This is a genomic window from Deinococcus humi (assembly GCF_014201875.1).
Taxonomy (GTDB): domain Bacteria; phylum Deinococcota; class Deinococci; order Deinococcales; family Deinococcaceae; genus Deinococcus; species Deinococcus humi.
Genome location: NZ_JACHFL010000002.1, coordinates 95941 through 114614, shown reverse-complemented (window position 1 = coordinate 114614; position 18674 = coordinate 95941). Strand labels below are relative to the sequence as shown.

Below are 18674 nucleotides of genomic sequence, written 5' to 3'. Positions count from 1 at the left end.
GATGTGGGGCGAGCGGCCAGGAAAGCCGTACTGGAAGGTCAGGCCCCGCAGGGGCAGCCGGGAACACGGTCCGCTTGCTGCCCCGGAGGCTGAGCTCCTCGAAGGGATGAGGTAGATCTACCATCCTACCTTCCGCCTACACCACCCCTTTTTCGGCCAGCAGCGCGGCCAGCCCGGCCTCGTCCAGCACCGCCACTTCCAGTTCCTGGGCGCGGGTCAGCTTGCTTCCGGCATCCTCCCCGGCGATCAGATACGAGGTCTTGCCGGTCACGCTGCCAGTGACGCGCCCTCCGGCAGCTTCCAGCTCAGCCTTGATGACATCGCGCGGGCGGCTCAGGCTCCCGGTGATGACGAAGTTAAGGCCCTTGAGCTGCTCGCCCCGGCGGACTTCCTCCCCCCGCGGATTGACGCCAGCCACCTTCAGCTTGTTGAGCAGCGTGACGTAGCCCTCCTCCTTAAGCGCCACTGCCACACTCGCGCCGATCACCTTGCCCAGTCCGGGGACCGCCTCGATTTCTTCGGGAGTAGCGGCCATCAGCGCGTCCAGCGTGCCAAAGGCGTTCGCCAGCGCCTGGGCGTTGCGCTCGCCCACGTGGTCCAGGCCCAGCGCATTGATCAGGCGCCACAGCGGACGGGACTTGCTGGCCTCCAGTTCGGCCAGGATGTTTGCGGCCTTCTTCTCGCCGCCGCGTTCCAGCCCGGCCAGCGTCTCGGCGTTCAGCGCGTACAGGTCCGCCGCATCGTGGATCAGTCCCAGCGTCAGCAATTGAGCGATCAGCTTGCCGCCCACGCCCGCGATGTCCATCGCGCCGCGCGACACGAAATACTCCACGAGGCGGAAGGTCTGCGCCGGGCAGGCCGGGTTGACACAGTAGGTGTTGGCGTCGTCTTGGGCGCGCACGACCGGCTGACCACACTCGGGGCAGGTGTTCGGGAACACGAAGGGCTGCGCGTCCGCCGGACGCTTTTCCATCACCACGCGCATGATCTGCGGAATCACGCCGCCGGACTTGCGGACCACGACGGTATCGCCAAGGTGAAGATCCAGGTCACGGACGAAATCCTGGTTGTGCAGCGTGGCTTTACTGACCGTGCTGCCCTCGATCAGGCGGGGCGACAGGTGCGCCAGCGGCGTCAGCTTGCCGGTGCGGCCCACATTGACACTGATGCTCTCCAGCACCGTTTCCACTTCCTCCACCGGGAACTTGTAGGCAATCGCCCAGCGTGGGGCCCGGCTGGTGAACCCCGCCTCCTCCTGCAGGCGCAGCGGGTCCAGCTTGAACACCGTACCGTCGGCGTCGAATTCAAAATTCTGACGGTGGGCGGTCATGCGGGCGTGGTAATCGGCGGCGGCGGCAATACCCGTCAGCTGCTCGCTGTAGGCGCTGATGGAAAAGCCCTGGGCCTGCAGCCAGGCCAGCACCTCGCCCTGGGTGGTGACGGGCACGCCGTCCCGCTTGCCCAGCGCGTAGAAGATGGCCTTGAGGTTACGGGTGCGCGTCACTTCCGGGTCCTTCTGACGCAGCGCACCCGCCGCGCCGTTGCGGGGATTCTTGAGCAGAGGGGTGCCCAGTTCTTCGGCCTGAGCGTTGTAGGCGGCAAAGTCGGCGCGGCTCATGTAAACCTCGCCGCGCACTTCCAGTTCCCCGCTCAGGCCCTCCAGGACCGTGGGGATGCCCGGCACCGTCGCCACCTGCGCGGTCACGATCTCGCCGGTCACCCCATTGCCGCGCGTGGCGGCCCACTGCAATTGACCGTCCCGGTAGTACAGATTGACGCTCAGGCCGTCAATCTTCAGTTCTCCGGTAAAGACAAACCCATCATGCTCGGGCGGTAGGTTCAGCGAGCGGGCCAGCTTCTCACGCCACTCTGCCAGCTCGGCGTCGTCGAACACGTTGTCCAGGCTGGTCATCGGGGTGGGATGATTCACTGGCTGAAAGGCCGTGCTGGGCGCGCCGCCCACCGCCTGCGCTGGGCTGGTGTCGGCCCCCATCTCCTGCGCGGCCCGTTCGACCCAGTCGGGGTGGCTGGACTCCAGGGCGCGCAACCGCTTCGCCAGAGCGTCGTACTCATTGTCGGGAATGGTAGGGGCATCCTCTTCGTGGTAGGCGCGGTTGTGGCGGGCCACAGCGGCGCTCAGGGCCAGGTACTGCTCGTATTCACCGGGGCTAGGCTGCACGGAGGGGGTCTCGGCCTGATCCATGCCAAGAGCGTAGCACTCCTGCCCGGTTCGGCTGGAGGCGGAATCACCGCAGTGGCCTGCGTACCCCCCTTTTGTGTCCCCTGTGGCGTACCCCCATCAGGTGAACGTCACCCTGGCATGATCAGATGATGCCGCAGTTTTCGTATACTGTGTTCAAGCAAACCACATGCCTGCTGTCCAAGTACAGCTTCAAACTGGAGGATTCACCATGAAGAAATTTCTCACGCTGGCCCTGGCCGTTTCCGTTTCTCTCGCTGCCGCGCAGAACGTGCGCGTGGGCATTGCCTACGACGCGGGCGGCAAGTTCGACAAGAGCTTCAACCAGAGCGCCTACGAGGGCAGCCAGCGCGCCAAGCAGAAGCTGGGCGTGCAGGTCAAGGACTTTGAACCCAGCGATCCCAGCCAGGTGATCCAGGGCGTCCGCTCCTTTGCCAACGAGGGCTTTGACCTGACCATCGGCGTGGGCTTTGCCAACAACGCCAGCATCAGCCAGGTTGCCAAGGAAAACCCGGACCTGTACTTCGGCCTGGTGGATGACGTCTCCGACGTCAAGAACGTCGCCAGCCTGACCTTCTCCGAGCAGGAGGGCAGCTATCTGGTGGGCTACATGGCCGGCCTGAACAGCTCCACCGGTGTGGTGGGCTTCGTCGGCGGCATGGACATCCCGCTGATCCACAAGTTCGAGGCCGGCTACACGGCGGGCGTCAAGGCCGCCAACCCCAAGGCGCGGGTCATCGCGCAGTACGTGGGGACCACACCTGACGCCTGGAACAACCCTGGCAAGGCCAAGGAAATCGCGGGCAGCATGCGGGCCAAGGGCGCGGACATTATCTTTGCCGCGGCGGGCGCGTCCGGCAACGGCGTGATCGACTACGTCAAGCAGACCCAGTGCATCAAGGCAGGCAACCTGCCCAGCGGCGTGAAGTTCGCCAGCGACAACTTCAAGAGCATCAAGAAGAGCGCGGACTACACCAAGGCCTGCGCGGGCAACACTCGTCCGATGTTCTTCATCGGCGTGGACAGCAATCAGAACTACCTCGGCGACTTCGACAAGAACCCCGCTACCATGAACCACGGCCTGACCAGCATGGTCAAGCGGGTGGACAACGCGGTGTACCAGCTCATCGCATCCGTCAAGGACGACGAGTTCAAGGGCGGCCCCCGTGTCTTCGGCCTCAAGGACGGCGGCGTGGGCTACGCGGTGGACCAGTACAACAAGGCCCTGATCAGCAGCGCCCAGGTGGCCAAGGTGGAGGGCATCAAGGCCCAGATCATCAGCGGCAAGATCAAGGTGCCCACCAAGTAAATCCTTTCTTTTGAACAGAGGGCGGTCCCACGCGGGATCGCCCTCCTTTTTTTGTGGTTGCTTTGAATCCTGCCCCGATGCCGTGACATCCTGACCGCATGACAGACCGCTCTCCGTCCCCGCGCGACCAGCTTCTGATCGTCACGCCCCATCCCTCCGGGCAGCTTCCGGCGCATATCCTGCGGCAGATGCTGGGAGACGACCTGTTCGACACCCCGAAACGAGAGGCCTTTCTGCGGCGCATCTTTCTGGACGGCGACGCCTACACGGACCTGCTGTACTCGTTGCCCGGCGCGCGGCATGTCCAGGCCCCCTGGAGCCGCTTCGCCGTCGACCTCAACCGGAACCGGGATGACCGGGTGGACAACGGCGTCATCAAAGAGACGGACTTTGACCGCCAGCCGCTGTATCCGCCCCACACACAGCTTTCGGAGGACGAACGGGAGGAACGCCTGCGGCGCATCTGGGACAGCTTCGATGACGCGGTGAGCGCGGAACTCCCAGGCGCGCGGCTGATGATCGTGGGCCACAGCATGGCCTCGCATGGCCCCAAACTGGGCCTGGACACCGGTACGCCCCGTCCGGCCATCTGCCTGATGCCCGGCACTCAGGCCGTGCCCACCTTTCCACATGACCGTTGGGACGCCCTGAAAAGCGCTGCCGAGGAGGCTTTCGCCCAGGTGATCGCCGCCAGTCCCTTCGAGCGGGTGACCATTGGCGAGCCGTGGAGCACCGACACCCTCAGTCTGAACCACAGCCGCAGAAGTGGCGTTCCCGCTTTCGGCATCGAGTTCAACGCAGGTCTGCACCTCAAGGACGGACAGCCGATGGACGGGGCCATGCGCCAGATGAACGCGGCGTTCGCGGTGTTCGCCGAGGCGGCCCTGGCCCTGGTGAACTGATCTGCACCTGCCCTTTCCCACTTCAGGAGTAATTCCATGCTGAGAAGCGTCCTTGTCGCCGCCATTCTGGCCCTGCCCGCCCTGGGGGTCTTCACGTTCACCGGGGCGCAGGCAGGCACGCCCACCCCCGTCAAGACCACCAATCAGACGTGCGGCGCGTTCACCGTGCAGCTCCGGCAAAACGGCTTTGAGGACCCGGCTGACAGCGCCAGCCTGCTGCTGAACGGCAAGACGCTCGCCAGCGTCAACGATTCGATGGTCAATCTGGACTTCTGCCGCGACGTCACCGGCGACGGCATGCCCGAGGCGATGCTGACAGGGTTCAGCGGCGGCGCGCACTGCTGTTTCACGCACCACCTGTACTCGCTGACGAGCCCGCCCCGGCGCATCCTTCAGGTGTTCAGCGCCGACACCAGCACGCTGACACCACAGCAACTGGACGGCAAAGGCGCGCTGGAACTGCTGGGCGGCGACTGGCGCTTTGCCTACGCCTATGGTCTGCCCTTTGCCGGAAGTCCGGCGCTATGGCAGATCTACTCGTACATCGGCGGGCAGTACGTGGACAACAGCCGCGCGTATCTGGGGGTGGCGCTGCGCGACGTGGGCCAGCCGGAGGTGGAAATGCAGCCTGGACAGGCACTGTACGACTATGCCTCGCTGCTGCTGGCGGGCCAGCCGGGACAGGCGCAGACCTACCTGTCGCAACTGCCCCCCCTGCTGCGAACCTGGCTTAACAATTACGACCCGGACATTCGCCAGGAACTCTCGGACTACGGCATGTCCGGCTGGCCCACGCGGGCGGGCGCGGCCCCGGATGCCCCCCGGACCGGGATCGGCGGCTCGTTCAGCGCGCCGGGAAGGGCGGAGTATCTGGCCATCGTCGCGCAGGGTGGGACGGCAGCGCTGCGGCTGTACCAACCACAGTCGGGAGGCGTGGTCGCCGGACCCATACTGGACACCCGTCCATACCCCACCCGAACGCCTTTTGGTCCGTCCTTCCAGGGCCTGAACTGGTGGCCTGCCTTCACCGTTCGGCGCGCGACGGGCCGCGACGACGCCGTGGTCCACGACGCCCGTTCCGGCAGCGTGAAGTACCCGGTCTATCGCCTGAGCGCGACTTCGGGAACGGTCCTGAATGACGACGCCCTGAGTGTCGCCACAAGCCTGATCGCCAACCTGGAAGCGCTGGCCCAGCATGTGTCTTCCAGCTATGCCAGCACGCCACGCACCCCCGCGCAGAGGGCCGAGGTTCAGCGGCGGATTGACGTGGCCGCGTCGCGCGTGCAGCCTGCGCTGGCCCTGGGCAACCTGAAGTTCGATCCGCGTGACCTGGGGAACTTCACGGTCTCGGCCCTGGAGATGCCCACAGATAGGGCCGACACCGCGCAGGTGGTGGCCCCGGTGACCTTTGGTCTGGTGGCCCCCGGTCAGGACAGCGAATATGTGACCGGCAAGCGCTACACCCTGACCGTGGATCTCAAGAAGAGCGCAGGCAGCTGGACGGTCACGCGCTGGGGGCTGGAGCGCCGCGTGGGTGAACCGTATGCCGAGTGAGTCAGAGCCGGAAAAGGCAGTCCACCCTGAGGCGGTAAGGCAGAACATCAGAGGCACCTCCCCCTGGGAGGCCACGGTGGGCTATTCGCGCGCCGTCAGGCTCGGCAACGTGGTTCATGTGGCGGGCACAACAGCCACGGTGAACGGCGAGGTGGTGGGCGTGGGGGACGCCTACGAACAGACTCGCGTGGTCCTAGGCATCATCGCAGGGGCGCTGAGCGAGGCGGGGGCCACGCTTGAAGACGTGGTGCGGACCCGCATCTTCGTGACTGACATCTCGCGCTGGGCGGAGGTGGGGCGGGCACACGGTGAGGTCTTCGGCACCATCCGCCCGGCGGCAACGATGGTGGGGGTGGCCGCGCTGATCGACCCGCAGCATCTCGTGGAGATCGAGGCCGAGGCCATCCTCCCATGAGTCCCGCCTCCGACCTGGAAGGCCATGCCGGGCTGGACGCCCGCCTGCGGGACGCCATGCACGCCGACCAACGCATCACGCACGCGCTGGCTTATGGCAGTTTTACCCAGGGCACGGCGGACCGGTTCAGCGACCTTGAGTACTGGCTCTTTCTCGATCCAGAGACCGAACTGGACGTGCGCGAGTGGCTTGGACGCCTGATGCCGATCCTGCACTTCGTCGTCAACGAGTTCGGCACGCCCACCGCCATTGGGCCAGGACTACTGCGGGTAGAGTTGCACGCCCTTCCCAACACACAACTTGCTGCGCTGGAGGGCTGGGGCAACGAACACCTCTTTCCCGAACGGATGCGGGTCAAGGATTCGGATGGACGGCTGGCGTCAGCCCTGCAGAAGCTGGCCGCGAACCCTCCGCCGGATCCGCAGTTGCAGGCCACGCTGGACCGAACGCTGAACTGGCTGGCCTTCGGGCTGAATGTGCTGGCGCGCGGCGAGCGCCTGCGGGCGCACGGCTTGCTGTGGTGGGTTCAGAGCGGCCTGCTGACGCTGGCGGTGGTGGAATCAGGCCACACGGATTACCTGCTCAACCCGGCGCGGCTGGCCGAAGGGCGGCTGGACGCGGACACCCTGCGCAGATACGAGGGCATCGCAGGAAGCCTGAAGGAGCTGGAAAGCGCGTATGCCAACGCGGTGACGTGGACGCTGGAACTGGCCGGCCAGCTCGCGCTAAGGGTAAATCCCGAGCTGGCCTCAGACCTGAAAGAACGTGCCAGGGTAGGGACATGACCTCTCCCCTGCTGCCACCGCATTCCCCCCGCCTGGGCCTAGGTCTGGCCGCGCTGGGACGGCCCGGCTACATCAATCTGGGGCACGGCGATGATCTGGCCGACAAGACGCCGCAGGCCATGCGCGATCACGCCTGGCACGTGCTGGACACCGCCTGGAGCGCCGGAATCCGTTACTTCGATGCCGCCCGCAGTTACGGCCGTGCCGAGGAGTTCCTGGGGAGCTGGCTCCGGGAGCGCGGCCACGGCGTCTCCTCTGGAGGGGTAACGGTCGGCAGCAAGTGGGGCTATACCTATGTGGCGGCTTGGCGCACCGATGCCGACACGCACGAGGTCAAGAGTCACGATCTGGACACGCTGGAACGGCAGTGGCCCGAAACGCTGTCCAGCCTGGGCCGCGCCCCGGACCTCTATCTGATCCACTCCGCGACGCTGGAGACGGGCGTGCTGGAAAACAGGCAGGTGCTGGCGCGGCTGGCCGAACTGGCAGCTTCGGGTGTGCGCGTGGGTCTGTCCACCAGCGGACCGGGGCAGGCCGACACGTTGCGGCGGGCGCGGGCAGTCACGGTGGACGGCGTCAATCCTTTGAGCGCCGTGCAGGCCACCTGGAACGTGCTGGAGCCCTCGGCGGGCGCAGCGCTGGCCGAGGCCCATGAGGCCGGCTGGGCCGTGGTGATCAAGGAGGCGGTGGCCAACGGACGGCTGACCGGACGGGGCGACATCCCGCCCGCGATGGCACAGGTCTGCCACGAATGGAACGCCACTCCCGACGCTGTCGCGCTGGCCGCCGCCCTCGCGCAGCCGTGGGTCGACGTGGTGCTGAGCGGCGCGACCACTCCGGAGCAGCTGGAGAGCAATCTGCGGGCACTGGAGTTGCGTGGCGATTTCCCTGCGCTGGTGGGCTTGGCTGAGTCGCCACAGCAGTACTGGCAGACGCGGGCGGGGCTGGCCTGGAACTGAATGCACTGTTCAGGCGTTTGCCAGGGGGAACAGCCCGGTCATCGCCCGGCGAACCGTTACTCCTCTCTCCCGTCCGCCAGCTGTTGCAGGGCGGGGCGGATGTTGATCAGCTCCGAAGTGGCCGTGTGCCACACCAGCGCCGGATCGATCCCGAAATAGTCGTGCGCCACCAGATTGCGGATGTCGCGCAGGTAGGCCCACGGCACCTGCGGGTGGCGGTCCTCCACACTCTGCGGGATGAACTTGGTGGTCTCGCCCAGCCGCGCGAGGTTTCGCAGCACGGCGTCGCGGCTGCGCTCGTCGGCGATAAAGCTGTCCAGGGTGTGGTCCGCCGTGTAGGCGCGCACGCGGTCCAGGGCGTCCAGCACGTCATGCAGCCTCCAGCGCCAGCGTTTGCGCCGGAAGGTGGTGTGCGGGTGAGGTGGCACATTCAACACGTCAACCGCGTCGCTCAGGATCTCGCGGCGCAGTTGCGGCTTGAGGCCGCCCTCGGTCAGCACGTCGATGCGGCGGCGCAGGGTGTCCTCCAGCAGGTCCTTGACGTTCATCAGGTCCAGCAGGCCCGCCTCAGCCGCGAAGTCCACCAGCAGGTCCACGTCCGACAGGTCGGTGGCCTCGCCGCGCGCCACCGAGCCGAAAATCCGCACACGGGACACGCCCATGCGGCGCCACTGGTCCTCCACGGAGCGGATGAGGCGCGCCACCTCCTGCAGGCTGGTGTCGGGAAAGAGGGTCGGCTCTGGTTTCACCGTCTGAAGATACCCGCCGCGCACTACCATCACGGTCATGATCGTTGCCGTGGGCCATGACCTGATCGAGATCGCGCGGATCCGGCGCATGCTGGAGCGTGAGGGGCCGCGCGCCGAGCGGCTGTTTACCCCCGAGGAACTGGCCTACTGCGCCCGCCTGAGCGACCCGGCCCCCAGTCTGGCCGCCCGTTTCGCAGCCAAGGAAGCCTTTCAGAAGGTCTGGCCCAGGCCGCACGGCTGGCGCGACGTGTGGGTGGTGCGCCACGCCACGCCGGACGGTCCCTTCCGGTTCACCCGGCCCTTCCTGGCCTTTGTTCCCGAGATCGAGGCCGAGATGAAGGCGCAGGGCTGGGCAGCCCACCTGACGCTGACGCACACCAAAGAACACGCCTCTGCGGTCGTGGTGCTGGAGGAGCGTTAAGCATGGCGGCCATGTCCATTCGCCTGATTGCCACCGATCTGGACGGCACGCTGCTGCGCCCGGACCTGAGCGTCAGCCCGCGCACCCGCCGGGCCCTGGACGCGGCGCGGGCAGCGGGGATCCTCGTCGTGCCGGTCACAGCCCGGCAACCGCGTGGCGTCCGGCGGATTGCAGAGGCGGCAGCCTTCACGGGGTGGGCACTGTGCGGCAACGGCGCTCACGGGCTGCACCTGACCACTGGGGAGGTGCTGTTCGAGGCACATGTGGACGTGGCGGCGCAACGCGCGCTGGCCGAGGCCCTGTCCGAGCGCGTTCCCGGGGTGCTGTTCGTCAGTGTGCGGCGTGGGGGTGAGGTGTTCGTCGCCCAGACAGGCTACGCCGAACTGGCGCATTTCGAGGATCACAAGCGCGAACCAGGCGAGATGGGGCGTTTTCTGCTGGACGAGGTGCTGGCCGAACCCAGCCTGAAATTCATCGTGCGCCACCCGACGCTGACCCCGCGCGAACTGCAGGCGGAAGTCCAGGCCCTGACGCTGGGCGGCTACGCGGTGACCCACAGCGGCGCGCCGTTTCTGGAAGTGCTGGCCGAGGGCGTCAGCAAGGCGTGGGGCCTGTCACGGCTGTGCGAGAAACTGGGGATCGCCAGGGACGAGGTGCTGGCCTTCGGGGACGCCCCCAACGACGCCGAGATGCTCGCCTGGGCCGGGCGCGGCGTGGCGATGGCGAATGCCGAGGCCAAGGCGCTGAGTGCGGCAGACGAGGTCACCCTCAGCAACGCCCAGGACGGCGTGGCTGTGGTGATCGAGCGGCTGCTGGGCCAGACACCGCCACGACTGGACTGACCCCGATGGTCTGCCATCTGACAACCCGGCCCGCTTCCGGCGGGTACGCTGAGGAATGAATGCCAGAACGTCCACGATGGCCCTCGCCCTGCTGGTGCTGAATGGGTTGGCGCTGGCGCAAAGCGGAACGCCCCTCCCCACCAAACCCCCGGCGTCTGCCGCCAGCCGCACCCCCGCCGAGCAGGCCGCCTTCACGCGTGGTCGGGCGCTGATGACCGAATTCCTGGCGCTCAAGCTGGACCGCCTGTGGAACGCCTTCACGCCGGACGTGCAGGGGCAGTGGGGCACGCTGGCCGGCTTCACCGCCTTCCGCAAGACGGGCATCGAGCAGTACGGCAAGGAAACCCAGCTGGTGCGCGAGCGAACCTTCATGCAGGGCGACGAGGCGATGTATGTCCGCAGCTCGATCTACGAGAAGATGCCCGATCAGGTGTGGGCCTTCGTGGTGGGTTTCACGGGCGAGCGGGTGACCACCTTCGGCGTGCTGCTGGAAGACGAGCGCACCGACGATCCGGTGGCGCTGAGTTATGTGATGCTGGGCCGTTAGACTTCAGCGGCCGCTCTGCTGCGCCAGCACCTCACCGTTGCGGTTGGTGATGGCAAAGGTGTACTGCCCTGCCTCCAGCTTCTTCCAGCCCAAGCGCTGGCCCTCGCAGGCGTCAGGCAGGACCACCTGCGATGGTCCAGGGTAGCGGTTGCCCAGACTGCTCTGGCGAAACAGTTCCAGCGCGCGGGCCAGCGCGATGGCGCAGTTCTGGGCGGCGGCGCGGGCCGTCACGTCGCCGGCACTGGGCGTGCTGCTGTTCGGCCTTCGAGCTTTCAATTCGGACACTTCACCTTCAAGCGCGTCGATACGGGCGCTGAGGTCGGCGATCTGCTGGGCAGCTTCCGGGTCTGGCCGGGGTGCCTGGCAGCCGCTCAACAGCATGGCGGGCAGGAGCAGGAGGCCAGCTTTCATGGGGTTCACGCTACCGCCTGCGTTGCATAGCGGCGTGAAAGACTTGCCAAGGGACCCTCAGCGGTTCAGCACGCTGACGATTTCCACATGGCTGGTCTGCGGATAGAAGTCGTGTGGCGTGACCTCGCCCAGCTTCCAGCCCCGCCGCACCAGATCACCCACGTCGCGCGCCCAGGTGGCCGGATCGCAGGAGATGTAAACCAGACGGTCCGCCGTGCTGGAGTCGATGTGAACCCGCGCTCCCTCCTCCAGCCCGGCGCGCGGGGGATCGACAACGATCACATCGGTGCCCAGTTCGCTGAAGCGGGCGGCGTCGCCGTCGCGGTAGGTGACGTTGCCCTCTGGCCTTCCTGCCGCGACACTCTCGGCCACGTCCTGCCGCCCACGCGCCAGGGCCTCGGGCGAGGCGTCCAGCACGGTCACGCGGCGGAAGTTGGGGGCCAGGTGACGGCCAATTGCGCCCGCGCCGCCGTACAGGTCCACAGCGTGCTCGCCGCTGCCCGCGAGTTCGGCAGCGCTCACGTAGGCCAGGCCCGCCGCCGCCGGATTGACCTGAGCGAAACCGGTGGCACTCACGCTGACCTGCACGCGCCCGAACTGCTCGCGAATCTCCGATTCCCCGGCGATCAGGCGCACCCCCGCGCTGAAACGGCGTCCAGCCGGCTGGGCCAGCGAGACCCCCACCACCCCGGCGTCCATCAGGTGATCGCTGGCCCGCAGGAACACGCGCGGCTCCCCGGCCCCGATCAGCGCGGCCACCACTTCCCCGGTCAGCGCGCTGGCGCGGAAGGCAACTTCGCTCGCCGGATCCAGATGCACCGGATCGATCTTCTGCACGATGGCCGAGATGGCTTCCATCACGAGCGGATCTTCGCCCACCACCAGCGGCTCATTGCCGCGCCGCTCCCGGTAGGCCAGGCCAGCGGGTGTGACCAGATACTGCGCGGTGTTGCGGTAATGCCATTCGCTGGGACTGGGCACGGTCTCGTTGACCCCGTGACTCAGCTTGGCAATCCGGCTGAGTGCCTCCCGCACGAAGTCGCGTTTGTACCGCAACTGCGCGCCGTAGCTGGCGTGGGCCAGATCGGCAGTGGGCAGTTGCGGGCCGTCCACCCGGTCTGGACTTGAGCGCAGGACCTCCAGCGTCACGCCCTGACGCACGCCCCGGCCTGAGCGAACCGCCGCGCGCACCCGCTCGCCGGGAAGCGCGCCGCGCACCAGCACCACGCCGCCCTCGTCACGGGCCAGCCCCAGCCCCCCCGCGACGAGCTTCTCTATTTCCAGGGTTAAGACTTCGGGTTGTGGGGCACTCTGGGGGGCAGCTTCAGACATCAGATCTTCAGGGTAGCGCGGCGCGGCGGACTCAACCGTTCAGCCCCTCTCCTTCAGCGCCGCCTCCGCCCTGGCCAATCCCTCAGGGGTATCGACATCCAGCAGCAGCGCGGCAGGAAAGTGCAGCGTCACCGCCGCCTGGGCACGCGCCCCGATCACCCGGCGGGGGCCGTGATCGGTGTCGCTCAGCGTCAGCAGTTCGGGCAGAAGGTCTGCCCGCAGCAGATGCGGAGGGGCGTGGACCGCCTCATTCCCCTCGCCGTAGGCCGACAGCACGACCGAGGGGGCCGTTTCCCGGAATGCCGCAAGCAGCGAAGCATGAAGCTCTGCCGTTACCAGCGGCATATCGCCCAGCGCAAAAGCTGCGCCGCCCACACCAGGCGGCAGGTGTTCGGCGGCCACCCGGAAGGAGGAGGCCAGCCCCCGCTCCGGCTGCGGATTGACGGCGAATGAGAACGGCAGGTCAGACAGCGCCGCCCGAATACCCTCGCCCACCTCGCCGGGGGGAATGACGGCCAGCAGCGGGGCGTAGACCTGCGCCAGCGCCCGCGCCGCGTACATACACAGCGGTTGCCCATTCAGGGGCGCAAGCTGTTTGGGATGGCCCATGCGTGTGCTGCGGCCAGCGGCGAGCAGGACACCCGCGACCGGAAGGGGCTGAGGGGGCATGGCGCATGGTAGTACAGGGCAACGCAGCTGGCGGGAGTGAAACACGCACACGGCTGAACCACGGCCCACAAGAAAAACAGGAGGCGCGTTCATCGTCCCTGGTCTCTGGCCCCCCTACAATCACAGGAGCCCCGGCACCTCAACCGCTGCCCCACCTCTTCAAAGTTTCCAAAGGAGCGTCAAGCATGAAACTCAATTACTCAGGTCAGGAACAGGTCAAAGCCGCCCCCGCCGTCGTGTGGGCCTTCGTACAGGATCCCGAACGCGTGGCGCGTTGCCTGCCCGATGTTCAGGAGGTTGTCGTGCAGGATGCCACGCACATGGAGGCCACCGTGCAGGTGGGTGTGGGCATGGTGCGCGGCAAGTTCAAGTTCAAGATTGAGGTGCTGCCCGACGAGGCGGCGGGGCGCGTGAACGTCAACGTGCGCGGCGGCGGCCTGGGCAGCGTGGTGGACCTGACGGCGGGCGCGAACGTGCTGGACAACCACGACGGCACCACCACCCTGGACTGGACCGGCGAGGCCAATATGCGTGGTCCGGTGGCCTCGGTGGGCGGGCGCATGCTGGACGCTCAGGCCAAGAAGCTGATCGAAAAGACCTTCGAGAACATGGGCACGGCCATGAGCGCGGCGGGGGGAACGCTGGCGTAAGCGCGGGCGCAGGACAGCGGCGACGGGCCAGGCCCCGTCTCTCAGCCGCTTTCCGGCAGCGCTGCCCGCCCCTGGTCCAGCTGTTGTACGGCGCTCACGACGCCGTGCGGCGACACCGACAGCACGCGGCGTTCGGCCAGTGTCCACAGGGCGCGGTGGACCGCCATTTCCATCTCGGCGCTGCCACCGGGGGCTAGGCGGTCCAGCAGCGCGGTGTAACGCAGTGGTCCCGCCTCCGGTGCGCCGCCCGCCCAGCCCGTGACCCCGGCCACCAGCGTCAGGATCTGGCGCTGCTCAGGGGTCTCGGCACGGTTCAGCAGTTCCTGACGGGCCAACGCCCGGCGGATGCGGGCGTCGCGTTCGCTGCGGCGCTGCTCGAGCAGTGCGGCCACCTCTTCCGGCGTGGCCTCGCCCCGACGGGCCCGCGACTCGTCAATCAGGCGCTCCAGATTGCGGTCTGCGGTGTCGCCCACACGGATGCGGACCGCTTCGGCGCGGTCACGCACCAGTCCGGCGGCGCTCTGCACGCGCGGGTCGTTCAGGGCGCTCTGGGCGGCGCGGCGGGCCGTTTCACGGAAACCGCCGCCCTCGCCCGGCTTGGCTTCGGGTTCCCGCAGGGCCTTGGTCACGCGGATCAGGGTGTTCAAATTGGGGCGGCGACGGCTCATGCGTCCTCCTGTGGCAGAAAAGAGGGAAGGAGAAAATACGTCCTCCACTTATAGCGGAGGCAGGGGTGAGAGATCGTCAGCCGAAAGTGAATCCCAACGTCCCGTATCCTCAGTCCTTCTCGCCCTTGCGGGCTGCCAGAAAGCGTTGCTGCGTTTCCCAGGCCCGTCGTCCGGCCTCGCCGCCGGAATCCTCTGCCCCCGCAATCTCGCGCACCTGCTCCAGCGCCCGCGTCAGTTCGCCCAGATCACGCTGGTCCTCGGCCTGGGCTTTCCAGGCGTTGACTGTGTTGGGTAGATAATCGGTCAGGCCCTGGCGGGCGTCGTAGGACCGGCGGGTATCCCCATTGCGTTTCGCCTCGGCAGCCACCGTTTCCAGATGCTCCACGGTGGCAAAGACCTGTCCGGCCACGGCGGGGGGCAGCCCCCGGCACAGGGCGCGGAGGTCGATTTCGGAGAAGGTCTCGCCGCTGGACTGCGCCGGAAGGGCGACAGGCGGCTGAATGTCCTGTTCCTTCACCTGCCGAGCGTCAGCTGTGCCGGTGCGAACCGTCAGCATGGCGGCGGCCAGCCCCAGCGCCGCCACCACCAGCACGAAAACCATCAGCAAGACATTGCCCTCAGTAAAGATGCTGGTGACCGCAAACACGGGAATGATCAGCTGGACGCCGCGTTTAAACCCCGGCAGGGTCAACAACGTGGCCATCCCCCGCTGCGCCTGCACCGAGCTGAAATAGAGGGCCGCGAGCAGGGCCACCAGTCCCAGCAGGGTCACGCCCACCAGCGCACTGCCCTCGCTGAAAATCAGACCGATGGCCAGCAGCGCAATCAGGGTGCCGCCGAGAAGGGAAAGGGGATCGTCACGCCGCCGGGCCTGACGTTCGGCGCGGCGCTGTGGTCTTTCGAGGTCATCCGCCATAGGTGGGGCAATTATGCGCTCCGCCGCAGGAGTGTTCGCTCCACCACTATTCCAGCGTATCCAGCTTCCGCCACCCCAGACGCAAGCTGAGCCACGTCCCGAAAACCGTCGCCAGCCCCAGGCCGATCAGACCCAACACGCCCTCGGGCGTTGACAGCGCGGACAGCCCCGTAAATAGATCAGGCCGCAGCACGCTGCCTGCCGCCGGACGCGCCAGCAGTCCCAGACATAGCACTGAATACGCCAGACTCAGGCCCATGAAGGCCAGCCCGCCGGGACTGACGCCGATCTCGGCTGGGTTGTCGGCATCGAATTTGGGCGAGGCCGCGCCCAGGCCCACCCCGAGCGCGGTGATCACGAAAGCGTTGCTGACGCTGACCAGGCCGCTCAGGAGCAGCAGAGTGGGCCCCAGATCCATGCTGCGGGCGCTGGCGATGCCCATCACCAGCCCCAGCGTGAGCGTGACGGGCAGCACCCCGTAAAACTTGCTCAGGACGATCTGCCGGGCGCTGATCGGGCCAGTTCTGAGCAGCCAGTACGCCTTCGCCTCGGTGCTGAGGGCAGGAAAGGCCAGCCGCACCGCCACGCCCGCGACGATAAAGCCCTGAAAGGCCAGCTGCACGTACCCCAGAATGCCCCGGAACTGCGGCACTGGAATCGGCACGGCCCGGACGCTCACCAGGTACACCCCGGCCAGCGCCACCACCACAAGGAGCTGGCTCCACTGGGTCGGATCGCGCAGGGTCACACGCAGATCCTTGTGGGCCAGGCTGCCGGCGGGGCCGAGCCGTGCAAACAGCCGCTCTGCCAGCGTGGCCCGCCGGGGCGACGGATCGAGCCGTGGCGTGCTGGAGTCCAGCGCCCGCGCCCAGCCGTCCTGATACGCGCGGGTGGCGAGGGCGGTGGCGGCGGCCAGCAGGCCCACGGTCAGGATCACGAGCGGGAGCAGCGCCACGTCCACACGGCCCTGTGACGCGCTCCAGAGACCCTGCGAGGCCCACACGGGCGGGAGGAAGGGGCTGCTGGGGCTGGCAAAGTTCTTTAATAGCGCCCCGAACTGTGCGGGGTCCTGCATCTTCTGGATCAGGACTTCAGGACGCAGGGCACGGATGGCATAGACCAGTCCGGCACTGATCAGCACGCCCAGACCGGTGCTGACCTCACGCACCCGGCCCACCGGGGCCAGACGCATCAGCACCACGGCCAGCAGCGCCCCCAGGCCCACCGGGGCGGCAAAGGTCATCACCGCCGTCAGCACCATCAGCGGGTAGGCCCACAGCGGCGCGTGGAAGTACACGCCCACCGTCAGCAGCAGCGGAACGGTCAGTAAGGTCGGCACCAGGGCCGTGTTCAGGAACGTCTCGGAGACCTTCAGCGCAAAGACGCGCCAGGTCTTGAGGGGCTGGGTCAACAGGAAATTCAGGTCCTCGCTGAGGTACAGCGTGGAGATGGCGGCGGTGGTGGCGCTGAAGGTCACGCCGCTGCTCAGGGTGATCAGGCCAATTTCCAGCACGCGCGCAAAGACATGGGTGCCGATGCTGCCAAATGACCCCAGGAACTTCAGTGCCCGCCACGTGCCGTACACCTCGCCCCAGACGAGGAGCACGGCCAGCACGGCGACGAAGGCGTAGCCCCACTTCGGCCCCCGCCGCAGCGTGTGGCGCAGGGCGGTCAGCTTGAGGTTCAGCAGACTGGGCGCACGGGATGGATGGGCCTGGGGGGCCGGGCGGGTGGTCATCCCGCTTCCACCGCCTCCCGCCGCCGGTGTTCCTCCTCCTGCTCCTCCTCAATCAGGCGAAAAAAGATGCGTTCCAGGCTGTCGCCGTGCACGCCCCCGGCCTCGGTGCCCGTGCGGGCGCGCAGATCGTCCATGGTGCCCTCGCCCAGCACGCGGCCCCGGTCCAGGACCACCAGACGGTCACAGACGGCCTCGGCGAGCGGCAGGCTGTGGGTGGTCAGCAGCACGGTGCGGCCCCGGTCGGCGTGGGCGCGGAACAGCTCGCGGACCTGCTGGGCGGCGTGGGGATCGAGGCCTACCATCGGCTCGTCCACGATCAGCACGCCGGGATCGGGCAGCATGGCGGCAATGATCGCCACCTTCTGGCGCATCCCGTGCGAGAACGTCTCGATGGGTTCGTTGCCGAAATCCTCCAGCCGGAACAGGGTCAGCCAGCGGTCAATTTCCGCCTCGGCCCCTTCCACCTTGTAGAGCTGGCCCACAAACCGCAGCAGTTCGCGGGCGGTCAGCTTGCCATACAGGTAAGGGCGATCCGGGATGTATCCGAAGGCGGCCTTCGCTCTCAACGGTTCTTTCCAGACGTCGAAGCCCGCCACCCGCACCGTGCCAGAGGAGGGGCGCGTCAGGCCCACCAGGGCGCGAATGGTGGTGGTCTTCCCCGCTCCGTTGCTGCCCAGCAGGCCAAACACGGCCCCCGGCTGCACGGTGAAGCTCAGATCCTGCACCGCCTGATGTGCGCCGTAGCGTTTGCCATAGTGGCTGACCTCGATCATGCGGTCCCGATCATGAACACGAGTGTAGGGCGGGCGAAATGACAGGGAACTGACGCGGCCTCACGGGACGGGTTCGGGTTCAGTGCCGCCCTCCACGTAAGACAGTTCGCCCATCAACCGGCGCGCCAGAACCTCGAAAGCCTCCTGCCGCGCGTCATCCGTCGCCGCGCTCAGCACGAGCCGAAGTTCCTGGGCGATGACGGGTGCTCTGGCCTCCAGATCGTCCAGCCAGCGTTCGCGTTTCACATCCCACCAGCCGTGGACGGCGTACAGAGGCCGCACCAGCAGCGGGCCAAGTGCCGCCATGACAGTCAGCGTATGAACAGGGGTGTGGAGGCTGGCACGGGCGTCCATCACGGTATCCATCAGCATGAACCGGATGAATTCGCTGACCGGTGTGGGCGCCGGGCCAGCAGCATACAACGCCTGCGCCTCGGCCATCAGGGGGCCCAGATCGGGATGGGGCAGCGCGGGGCGGCCCTGGGCGAACATCGCAATCGTCGCAGCGTCCCCGTCGGTAAACATGGAGCGCACCTTGCGAACGGGATTGTGGAAGACTTCCACCGGAACGCCGTCCACTACAAAGTTGCTCCGCCAGCGGAAATCGCCGGTCACCAGCGCGTGAAAGTCCAGATCGCTGTACGGCGTGGCCTCTCCCCGCGCCGCCGAGCCGCACCACAGCGCGGCATAGACGCGGGGTGTGGCGGCGATGCGCTCGAGAGCAGCAGGCAGGGCGGCTTCCAGACGGGCTTGATGGGGGGACCTTCCAGACTTCACCCGTGGATTTTAAGCTCCGCCCCTGACGAAGGGGACCTCATTTCAAATCAGGGAAAT

Annotated in this window: 20 protein-coding genes; 10 read left to right on the top strand and 10 right to left on the bottom strand. The window is 67.2% G+C overall.

What is annotated here, in order from left to right; all coding sequences use genetic code 11:
- Positions 1-136: 136 nt before the first annotated feature.
- A complete protein-coding gene (ligA, locus tag HNQ08_RS04195; protein ID WP_184127854.1) occupies positions 137-2203 on the bottom strand; it encodes an NAD-dependent DNA ligase LigA in 2067 nt (688 codons plus the stop codon).
- Between the two features lie 208 nt (positions 2204-2411).
- Here ligA and HNQ08_RS04190 point away from each other — a divergent pair, with 208 nt between their 5' ends.
- From HNQ08_RS04190 to HNQ08_RS04165, 6 genes are all read left to right on the top strand, one after another.
- Entirely contained in the window at positions 2412-3509 is a 1098-nt protein-coding gene (locus tag HNQ08_RS04190) for a BMP family lipoprotein (RefSeq protein ID WP_184127853.1), read from the top strand.
- A 98-nt stretch (positions 3510-3607) separates the two neighbouring features.
- On the top strand, positions 3608-4411 hold the full coding sequence (locus HNQ08_RS04185; RefSeq protein WP_184127852.1) for an N-formylglutamate amidohydrolase: 804 nt from the start codon (positions 3608-3610) through the stop codon (positions 4409-4411).
- Between the two features lie 36 nt (positions 4412-4447).
- Positions 4448-5965 (top strand): hypothetical protein, encoded by a 1518-nt coding sequence (locus tag HNQ08_RS04180; protein WP_184127851.1) that lies wholly within the window; start codon positions 4448-4450, stop codon positions 5963-5965.
- Positions 5955-6380, top strand: coding sequence for a RidA family protein (locus tag HNQ08_RS04175; protein WP_184127850.1), 426 nt, complete (start codon positions 5955-5957; stop codon positions 6378-6380). The genes HNQ08_RS04180 and HNQ08_RS04175 overlap by 11 nt, the downstream gene beginning before the upstream one ends.
- Positions 6377-7165, top strand: a complete 789-nt coding sequence (locus tag HNQ08_RS04170; RefSeq protein ID WP_184127849.1) for a hypothetical protein — start codon at positions 6377-6379, stop codon at positions 7163-7165. Before HNQ08_RS04175 ends, HNQ08_RS04170 begins: the two co-directional genes overlap by 4 nt.
- Positions 7162-8124, top strand: a complete 963-nt coding sequence (locus HNQ08_RS04165; RefSeq protein WP_184127848.1) for an aldo/keto reductase — start codon at positions 7162-7164, stop codon at positions 8122-8124. The genes HNQ08_RS04170 and HNQ08_RS04165 overlap by 4 nt, the downstream gene beginning before the upstream one ends.
- Positions 8125-8180: 56 nt before the next feature.
- Here HNQ08_RS04165 and HNQ08_RS04160 read toward each other — a convergent pair whose 3' ends face one another.
- The gene (locus HNQ08_RS04160; RefSeq protein WP_342355677.1) at positions 8181-8912 is read right to left on the bottom strand and encodes a HepT-like ribonuclease domain-containing protein; all 732 of its coding nucleotides are present in this window, start codon (positions 8910-8912) and stop codon (positions 8181-8183) included.
- Here HNQ08_RS04160 and HNQ08_RS04155 point away from each other — a divergent pair.
- Genes HNQ08_RS04155 through HNQ08_RS04145 form a run of 3 tightly spaced genes read left to right on the top strand, consistent with a single transcriptional unit; the run spans position 8911 to position 10683 of the window.
- Complete coding sequence (locus HNQ08_RS04155) at positions 8911-9294, top strand: 4'-phosphopantetheinyl transferase superfamily protein (protein ID WP_184127847.1); 384 nt, start codon at positions 8911-8913, stop codon at positions 9292-9294. The two genes, HNQ08_RS04160 and HNQ08_RS04155, sit on opposite strands and share 2 nt — an antisense overlap.
- An 11-nt stretch (positions 9295-9305) precedes the next feature.
- Positions 9306-10136, top strand: coding sequence for a Cof-type HAD-IIB family hydrolase (locus tag HNQ08_RS04150; RefSeq protein WP_184128878.1), 831 nt, complete (start codon positions 9306-9308; stop codon positions 10134-10136).
- A gap of 55 nt (positions 10137-10191) precedes the next feature.
- Positions 10192-10683 carry a hypothetical protein gene (locus HNQ08_RS04145; RefSeq protein ID WP_184127846.1) on the top strand — a complete coding sequence of 164 codons (492 nt, stop codon included), beginning with the start codon at positions 10192-10194 and terminating at the stop codon, positions 10681-10683.
- Between the two features lie 3 nt (positions 10684-10686).
- Here the strand turns inward: HNQ08_RS04145 and HNQ08_RS04140 are convergent, their stop codons facing one another.
- From HNQ08_RS04140 to HNQ08_RS04130, 3 genes are read right to left on the bottom strand one after another with little or no spacing between them, the layout of a single operon-like run.
- Positions 10687-11094, bottom strand: coding sequence for a PhoU domain-containing protein (locus tag HNQ08_RS04140; RefSeq protein ID WP_229789759.1), 408 nt, complete (start codon positions 11092-11094; stop codon positions 10687-10689).
- A gap of 57 nt (positions 11095-11151) precedes the next feature.
- On the bottom strand, positions 11152-12426 hold the full coding sequence (locus HNQ08_RS04135; protein WP_184127845.1) for a class I SAM-dependent RNA methyltransferase: 1275 nt from the start codon (positions 12424-12426) through the stop codon (positions 11152-11154).
- A 39-nt stretch (positions 12427-12465) separates the two neighbouring features.
- Positions 12466-13095 (bottom strand): nucleotidyltransferase family protein, encoded by a 630-nt coding sequence (locus HNQ08_RS04130; RefSeq protein WP_184127844.1) that lies wholly within the window; start codon positions 13093-13095, stop codon positions 12466-12468.
- A 185-nt stretch (positions 13096-13280) separates the two neighbouring features.
- Between HNQ08_RS04130 and HNQ08_RS04125 the strand changes: the two genes are divergently transcribed.
- Positions 13281-13745 carry an SRPBCC family protein gene (locus tag HNQ08_RS04125; protein ID WP_184127843.1) on the top strand — a complete coding sequence of 155 codons (465 nt, stop codon included), beginning with the start codon at positions 13281-13283 and terminating at the stop codon, positions 13743-13745.
- Between the two features lie 41 nt (positions 13746-13786).
- Here HNQ08_RS04125 and HNQ08_RS04120 read toward each other — a convergent pair whose 3' ends face one another.
- The 5 genes from HNQ08_RS04120 to HNQ08_RS27280 form a co-directional block, all read right to left on the bottom strand.
- Positions 13787-14413 (bottom strand): hypothetical protein, encoded by a 627-nt coding sequence (locus tag HNQ08_RS04120; RefSeq protein WP_184127842.1) that lies wholly within the window; start codon positions 14411-14413, stop codon positions 13787-13789.
- Between the two features lie 109 nt (positions 14414-14522).
- Entirely contained in the window at positions 14523-15329 is an 807-nt protein-coding gene (locus HNQ08_RS04115) for a hypothetical protein (protein ID WP_184127841.1), read from the bottom strand.
- 46 nt (positions 15330-15375) lie between these two features.
- On the bottom strand, positions 15376-17067 hold the full coding sequence (locus tag HNQ08_RS04110; RefSeq protein WP_184127840.1) for a putative ABC transporter permease subunit: 1692 nt from the start codon (positions 17065-17067) through the stop codon (positions 15376-15378).
- Positions 17064-17840 (bottom strand): ABC transporter ATP-binding protein, encoded by a 777-nt coding sequence (locus HNQ08_RS04105; RefSeq protein WP_184127839.1) that lies wholly within the window; start codon positions 17838-17840, stop codon positions 17064-17066. Before HNQ08_RS04105 ends, HNQ08_RS04110 begins: the two co-directional genes overlap by 4 nt.
- A gap of 60 nt (positions 17841-17900) precedes the next feature.
- Complete coding sequence (locus HNQ08_RS27280; RefSeq protein WP_229789761.1) at positions 17901-18617, bottom strand: nucleotidyltransferase domain-containing protein; 717 nt, start codon at positions 18615-18617, stop codon at positions 17901-17903.
- Positions 18618-18674 lie beyond the last annotated feature (57 nt).